At 62.8% G+C, this 7,106-nt stretch carries 7 protein-coding genes and 1 pseudogene; 3 read left to right on the forward strand and 5 right to left on the reverse strand.

Annotated features, from left to right (window positions below; genetic code table 11):
- Positions 1-79: 79 nt before the first annotated feature.
- From AC07XB_RS36945 to AC07XB_RS36965, 5 genes are all read right to left on the reverse strand, one after another.
- On the reverse strand, positions 80-781 hold the full coding sequence (locus tag AC07XB_RS36945) for a succinate dehydrogenase iron-sulfur subunit (RefSeq protein ID WP_043348027.1): 702 nt from the start codon (positions 779-781) through the stop codon (positions 80-82).
- A 31-nt stretch (positions 782-812) separates the two neighbouring features.
- Positions 813-2,591 (reverse strand): succinate dehydrogenase flavoprotein subunit, encoded by a 1,779-nt coding sequence (gene sdhA, locus AC07XB_RS36950; protein WP_043348030.1) that lies wholly within the window; start codon positions 2,589-2,591, stop codon positions 813-815.
- A gap of 3 nt (positions 2,592-2,594) precedes the next feature.
- Complete coding sequence (gene sdhD / locus AC07XB_RS36955) at positions 2,595-2,960, reverse strand: succinate dehydrogenase, hydrophobic membrane anchor protein (protein WP_043348033.1); 366 nt, start codon at positions 2,958-2,960, stop codon at positions 2,595-2,597.
- Between the two features lie 13 nt (positions 2,961-2,973).
- Positions 2,974-3,381: a succinate dehydrogenase, cytochrome b556 subunit gene (sdhC, locus tag AC07XB_RS36960; protein WP_150993516.1), complete on the reverse strand. Its 408-nt coding sequence runs from the start codon at positions 3,379-3,381 to the stop codon at positions 2,974-2,976.
- Between the two features lie 260 nt (positions 3,382-3,641).
- Positions 3,642-4,463, reverse strand: coding sequence for a GntR family transcriptional regulator (locus AC07XB_RS36965; RefSeq protein WP_183033200.1), 822 nt, complete (start codon positions 4,461-4,463; stop codon positions 3,642-3,644).
- Between the two features lie 340 nt (positions 4,464-4,803).
- Here AC07XB_RS36965 and AC07XB_RS36970 point away from each other — a divergent pair, with 340 nt between their 5' ends.
- The 3 genes and pseudogenes from AC07XB_RS36970 to AC07XB_RS36980 form a co-directional block, all read left to right on the forward strand.
- A complete protein-coding gene (locus AC07XB_RS36970; protein WP_150993520.1) occupies positions 4,804-5,787 on the forward strand; it encodes a malate dehydrogenase in 984 nt (327 codons plus the stop codon).
- A gap of 128 nt (positions 5,788-5,915) precedes the next feature.
- Entirely contained in the window at positions 5,916-6,896 is a 981-nt protein-coding gene (locus tag AC07XB_RS36975) for an HpcH/HpaI aldolase/citrate lyase family protein (RefSeq protein ID WP_492376494.1), read from the forward strand.
- Between the two features lie 91 nt (positions 6,897-6,987).
- A pseudogene (locus AC07XB_RS36980) lies at positions 6,988-7,106 on the forward strand (2-methylcitrate synthase); the annotation flags it as partial.

A 7,106-nucleotide genomic window follows, 5' to 3' on the forward strand; every position in this document is an offset into this window, starting at 1 on the left:
GTACCTACTTCCGGCGCGCCGGTCGGGTATGCAGTTTGATAGCCCGGACTGACGCGCCGCTTACAACAACCGCGCAGGATCAGACCGAGCGGCGAACCATCAGCTCTTTGATCTTGCCGATGGCCTTGGTCGGGTTCAACCCCTTCGGGCAAACGTCGACGCAGTTCATGATGCTGTGGCAACGGAACAGGCGGTACGGGTCGTTCAGGTCGTCCAGGCGCTGGCTGGTCGCCTGGTCGCGGCTGTCCGCGATAAAGCGATAGGCTTGCAGCAGGCCGGCCGGGCCGACGAACTTATCCGGGTTCCACCAGAACGACGGGCACGACGTCGAGCAGCTTGCGCACAAGATGCACTCATACAGGCCGTCCAGCTCGTCGCGCTCCTCGGGCGACTGCAGGCGCTCTTTCTCGGGCGGCGGCTCGTCGTTGATGAGGTACGGCTTGATCGAGTTGTACTGCTTGAAGAACTGCGTCATGTCGACGATCAGGTCGCGCACCACCGGCAGGCCGGGCAGCGGACGCAAGACGATGCGTTCCGGCAGCTCGAGCATGTTGGTCAGGCAGGCCAGACCGTTCTTGCCGTTGATGTTCATCGCGTCCGATCCGCACACGCCTTCGCGGCACGAGCGGCGGAACGAAATGGTTTCGTCCAGCTTCTTCAGCTTGACCAGCGCGTCCAGCAGCATGCGCTCATGACCGTCGAGCTCGACTTCGTACGTTTGCATGCGGGGGGCCGCATCCTTGTCCGGGTCGTAGCGGTAGACTTCGAAAATACGCTTCATTTCTGTGGGTCCTGTGGGTCCTACGCGGTGCTTAGAAGGTCCGGGCCTTGGGAGGAACGCTTTCCACCGTCAGCGGGTTCATCTTCACCGGCTTGTAGTCGAGGCGGTTGCCTTCGCTGTAGAACAGCGTGTGCTTGAGCCAGCTCTCGTCGTCGCGATTCGGGAAGTCGCTGTGCGCGTGCGCACCGCGGGATTCCTTGCGGGCAGCTGCCGAAATCATGGTGGCCTTGGCCACTTCCACCAGGTTGGCCACTTCCAGGGCTTCCACCAGTGCGGTGTTGAAGACTTTGGACTTGTCCTTCAGATGGATGTTGTCAGCACGTTCCGCCACTTCGAGGATGCGCTCGACGCCTTCGTCCATCAGCTTCTGCGTACGGAACACGCCCGCATGCGACTGCATGTTCTTGCGGATGTCGTTGGCCACGTCCTGGGTGTATTCGCCCGACGACGACGATTGCAGCTTGGCCAGGCGCGACATGGCGCGGTCGGCAGCATCGGCCGGCAGCGGCTTGTGCTCTTTCTGCTTGATCGAGGTCGCCGCGATGTGGTTGCCGGCCGCGCGGCCGAACACCACCAGGTCCAGCAGCGAGTTGGTGCCCAGGCGGTTGGCGCCGTGCACCGACACGCAGGAGCATTCGCCGATCGCGTAGAAACCGTTGATGACTTCGTTGGGGTTGCCGTTCTTCGGCGCCACCACCTGGCCATTGATATTGGTCGGGATACCGCCCATCTGGTAATGGATGGTCGGCACCACCGGGATCGGTTCCTTGATCGCGTCGACGTTGGCGAACTTGACGCCGATCTCGCGGATCGACGGCAGGCGCTTCATGATGGTGTCGGCCCCGACGTGCGTCAGGTCCAGCAGCACGTAGTCGCCGTTCGGGCCACAACCGCGGCCTTCCTTGATTTCCTGGTCCATCGAGCGCGAGACGAAGTCGCGCGGCGCCAGATCCTTCAGCGTCGGCGCATAGCGCTCCATGAAGCGCTCGCCGTCCTTGTTACGCAGGATACCGCCTTCCCCGCGCACGCCTTCGGTGATCAGCACGCCCGCGCCGGCCACGCCGGTCGGGTGGAACTGCCAGAACTCCATGTCTTCCAGCGGCACGCCTGCGCGCGCTGCCATGCCCAGGCCGTCACCGGTGTTGATGAAGGCATTGGTCGACGCGGCGTAGATACGGCCGGCGCCGCCGGTGGCGAACAGCGTGGTCTTGGCCTCGAGGATGTAGACCTCGCCGGTTTCCATTTCCAGCGCGGTCACGCCCAGCACGTCGCCGTCGGCGTCGCGGATCAGGTCCAGCGCCATCCACTCGACGAAGAAATGCGTCTTGGCGCGCACATTACGCTGGTACAGCGTGTGCAGCAGTGCGTGGCCGGTACGGTCGGCAGCCGCGCAAGCGCGCTGGACCGGCTTCTCGCCGTAGTTCGACGTATGGCCGCCGAACGGACGCTGGTAGATGGTGCCGTCGGCGTTACGGTCGAACGGCATGCCGAAGTGCTCGAGCTCGTAGACGACCTTGGGGGCTTCACGGCACATGAATTCGATTGCGTCCTGGTCGCCCAGCCAATCGGAACCCTTGATGGTGTCGTAGAAGTGATAGTGCCAGTTGTCTTCGCTCATGTTGCCGAGCGAAGCGCCAATGCCACCCTGCGCCGCCACGGTGTGCGAGCGCGTCGGGAAAACCTTGGAGAGCACGGCGACATTCAGGCCGGCTTCCGCGAGCTGGAGGGATGCGCGCATCCCAGCGCCGCCCGCCCCGACGATGACCACGTCAAAGCGACGACGCGGCAATCCTGTCTTGACTGCGACCATTTATTACACCCTCCAGAGAATCTGAGCTGCGTAGCCCGCACAACCGACGAGCCACAGAATCGTAAGAACTTGCAGCACGAGGCGCACTGCCATCGGCTTCACATAGTCCATCCAGATGTCGCGCACGCCAATCCAGGCGTGATACAGCAGCGACAGGATGGTGAGGAACGTGATGATCTTCATCCACTGGTTGGAGAAGAGACCTGCCCACGCTTCGTAGGAAGCGCCGTTCGAGAGCAGGAAGGCGACTGCCAGCACGATGGTGAAGACCACCATGATGACAGCGGTGACGCGCTGCGCGAGCCAGTCTTTGAGACCGTAGTGCGCACCGACGACCAGACGCTTGGGACCGATATTATTATTTGCCACGTTGACTCTCTCCTCAGAACAGGCCGAACAGCTTCAGGCCGAACACAGCGGTGAGCAACAGGCTGATGATCAGCACGGCAACAGCGGACTTCGCCGAAGCGGGCTTGGTCACGCCAACGTGCACGTCGAGCAGCAGGAAACGGATGCCGGCGCAGAAGTGGTGCAGGTAACCCCAGATCAGAGCCAGCAGAACCAGCTTGACGAAGCCGCCGGACAGAAGCGCCGAGAACTTTGCGAAGCTCAGTTCGGAAGTGACGCTCTGCTCGAAGAGATACAGGACGAAAGGAAGGAGGAGGAACATCAGAGCGCCGCTTGCGCGATGCAGGATGGACACCTTGCCGGCCCAGGGCAACCTGTAACGCGCCAGCTGCGTCACATGGATGTTCCTGAACTCCGGCCTGGCTTGTTTGGCTTCAGCCATTGCTAGACCCCATTTGCGGTAAACAAAAAACGAAACTTCTGAGCGCCCTGGATGCAAATGGATGCAGCCGGAGCAAATCCCGATAATTTTAGCGCCTTTGTTGCGCGGCGCACCAATAATTTTCAGCTATCGCGCACCAACATGGCGTGCCCGACAATCGCACGCAACCATGCCGCGAGGTAATCATCCCTGCTTTGCGCAACAGCGGCGGCTGCCGTGGCTGCAATAGCAATAATCGACATGGATTGCATTCCGGCGTATCAGCTCAAATCGTTCTGATAATAGTGCCGGGTGGTTACATACAGGCCGCGGCGGACTTCGACGGGCCGGTCGCCATAGGTGAACGAGACGCGCTCGACAGACAAAAGCGGCGTGCCCGCATCCACGGACAACAGCGACGCGGTGGCCTGGTCAGCGGCCACCGCGCGGATTTTTTCGCTCGCCCGGATCATGCGCGTGCCGAACTCGGCCTCGAACAGCGCATACATCGGGCCCTTCCATTCGGTCAGCTTCTCGGCCGTCAGGCCCTTGAAGTTGGTGCCCAGCAGCCAGATTTCGTCCAGCACGGTCGGCTCGCCGGAGAAAAACAGCACGCGGCGGATCTGCACCACGCCATCGCCGGTGCGGATGTCGAGAAGGCGTGCGATTTCGGCCGGCGCGCGCAGGCGCTTGCATTCCAGCACCTGGCTGGCCCCATAATGGGGCTCGCCCTCGTCCGGCACCAGACGCAGGAAGCGGAACTTCACGCCATCCTCGTGGTGCGTCGTGACAAAGGTGCCCTTGCCCTGGCGGCGCGCCACCAGGTTCTCGGCGGCGAGTTCGTCGATGGCCTTGCGCACGGTGCCCTGGCTGACCTTGTAGCGGGCCGCCAGGTCCATTTCACTGGGGATCATGTCGCCGGGCTTCCATTCACCGGACTGCAGGCTCTGCGTGATGAGCGCCTTGATCTGCTGGTAGAGTGGGCTGAATGTTGGCGAGGCCGCCGCCGCGGACGGCTGCGTCCCGGCGCCGGACGTAGCGGCGCCGTTATCCTGCACTGCAGCAACGGCAGTGCCGGCGAGGGACGGGGGCAGGGATGACATAGGCGAATTTCACCACAAAACGAGGAAGCACGTCCAGCCCGCCATCAAATGTCTTATGTCTTATATAAGACATATGAATTGACAACACAAATGGGCAGGCCTACACTCCCGCAGGTTTCACGCCTGCACCCGCTCTGGATACGGCACCCCTCTTCGCAGTAGACTTACGCTTTGTCGCACCCCATGACCCGTTGTGGCTCTCTCCAGTCGGTACCGCTAGCAGCGCGCCGGCGGATTGCCGCTTGCCGCCGTGGCGACAAACCCGCAACCGGTGACGTCCGGACTACCCTCCGGCCAGACACCGACCAGTTTCCCCCTCTTCTTGTTTGGAGAATTACTCATGGCTAAAGCCCCAATGCGCGTCGCAGTCACCGGCGCCGCTGGCCAGATCGGCTACTCCCTGCTGTTCCGCATCGCCAATGGCGACATGCTTGGCAAAGACCAGCCGGTCATCCTCCAATTGCTCGACCTCCCGCAAGCCCAGGCCGCCGTCAAGGGCGTGGTGATGGAACTGGAAGATTGCGCATTCCCGCTGCTGGCCGGCGTGGTGATCACCGACGACCCCAAAGTCGCGTTCAAGGACGCCAACGTCGCGCTGCTGGTCGGTGCCCGTCCGCGTAGCAAGGGCATGGAACGCAAGGACCTGCTCGAAGCCAACGCACAGATCTTCACGGTGCAAGGCAAGGCGCTGGACGAAGTCGCCGCCCGCGACATCAAGGTGCTGGTGGTCGGCAACCCGGCCAACACCAACGCCTACATCGCGATGAAGTCGGCTCCGAGCCTGCCCAAGGAGAACTTCACCGCCATGCTGCGCCTGGATCACAATCGTGCCCTGTCGCAAATTGCCGCCAAGACCGGCAAGCCGGTCGCGTCGATCGAGAAGATGTTCGTCTGGGGCAACCACAGCCCGACCATGTACGCCGACTACCGCTACGCGACCGTCGACGGCCAGAGCGTCAAGGACCTGATCAACGACCACGCCTGGAACAACGACGTGTTCCTGCCGACCGTTGGCAAGCGCGGCGCCGCCATCATCGAAGCCCGTGGCCTGTCGTCGGCAGCTTCGGCCGCCAACGCTGCCATCGACCACGTGCATGACTGGGTCCTGGGCTCGAACGGCAAGTGGGTCACCATGGGCATCCCGTCGGACGGTTCGTACGGCATCCCCGAAGACACCATGTTCGGCTTCCCGGTGACCACCGCCAACGGCAAGTACGAAATGGTCAAGGGCCTCGAAGTCGACGCCTACAGCCAGGAAAAGATCAATATCACGCTCAAGGAACTGGAAGAAGAGCGTGCCGGCGTGCAGCACCTGCTCGGCTGATCCAGGATCCAGGCAGCGCCAATGACTAGACCGGAGCCTCGCATCGATTCACGAATCGGCGCAGGCTCCGGTTTTTTCATTCTGGCGCCCCGCCCCTTCCTCCCTCAACCGCTATTCGATTGAATAAAGTGCATCCTTCCGAGGTCTTGTTCCAGGGCGAAGCCATTCCGACGCAACTGCCGGTCTGCGACCACTATGCCGGCAACGAAAAGCTGATGCTGAAATCGCTTGCCCTGCAGCAAGAGCTTGGGCCCGTCTTCGATATCACCTTCGACTGCGAAGACGGCGCCGCCGTCGGGCTGGAGCGCGAGCACGCCGAATTGTGCGCACGCCTCATCAACAGCCCGCAAAACCACTTCAACCGCGTGGGCGTGCGCATCCATGACCCGGCGCACCCCTGTTGGCGCCAGGACATCGACATCCTGGTGGGCAGCGCCGGCGCCCGGCTGGCCTATGTGGTGGTGCCCAAGGTGACCGATGTGGTCGAGGTCGCGCGCGTCACAGACCACGTGAACCAGGCGGCCCGCGCCGCCGGCATCGCACGGCACATCCCTATTCATGTGCTGATAGAGACGCATGCCGCATTGGACCAGGTATTCGATATCGCCCGCCTCGTGCAGGTGGAATGTCTCAGCTTCGGGCTGATGGATTTCGTTTCCGCCCACCACGGTGCCATCCCGGGCGACGCCATGCGCTCGCCGCAGCAGTTCGAGCACCCGCTGATCCGGCGCGCCATGCTGGAGATCTCGGCCGCCTGCCATCGGTACGGCAAGGTGCCCTCGCATAACGTCAGCACCGATATCGAGCAGCCATCCCGCGCCGGAGACGATGCCCTGCGCGCCCGGGCCGAATTCGGCTACCTGCGCAAGTGGAGCATCCACCCGAGCCAGATCCAGCCGATCGTGGCGGCCTTCCGCCCCAGTGGCACGGAGATTGGCGCGTCCAGCGAGATCCTGCTGGCCGCCTACGAGAACAACTGGGCGCCGATCCGCCACCAGGGCCAGTTGCACGACCGCGCCAGCTACCGGTATTACTGGTCGCTGCTGCAGCGGGCGCACGCCACCGGTGCTGATTTGCCCGGCACGGTGCTCGAACGCTTCTTTGCATGAACGTTGCCTGGCGCGCGCCAGGCGATGACCACGGTGTGCCACAGGATCGACCCCGCGCTTGGCTCGGGCAAGAGACCAGACAGGAAACGCGATGTCAGAGCAGCAGCCAGTCCCGCAGAACGGCCCGAAGCCCAAGAAATCCGTCGCCCTGTCGGGCGTGACCGCCGGCAATACCGCGCTGTGCACGGTCGGCCGTACCGGCAACGACCT

It is taken from the genome of Cupriavidus sp. GW821-FHT02F09, from assembly GCF_059421605.1.

Excerpts from the sequence above, each read along its gene's own strand:
- AC07XB_RS36945 (WP_043348027.1), bottom strand. The coding sequence starts at position 781 with ATGAAGCGTATTTTCGAAGTCTACCGCTACGACCCGGACAAGGATGCG.
- sdhA (WP_043348030.1), bottom strand. The coding sequence starts at position 2,591 with ATGGTCGCAGTCAAGACAGGATTGCCGCGTCGTCGCTTTGACGTGGTC.
- sdhC (WP_150993516.1), bottom strand. The coding sequence starts at position 3,381 with ATGGCTGAAGCCAAACAAGCCAGGCCGGAGTTCAGGAACATCCATGTG.
- AC07XB_RS36965 (WP_183033200.1), bottom strand. The coding sequence starts at position 4,463 with ATGTCATCCCTGCCCCCGTCCCTCGCCGGCACTGCCGTTGCTGCAGTG.
- AC07XB_RS36970 (WP_150993520.1), top strand. The coding sequence starts at position 4,804 with ATGGCTAAAGCCCCAATGCGCGTCGCAGTCACCGGCGCCGCTGGCCAG.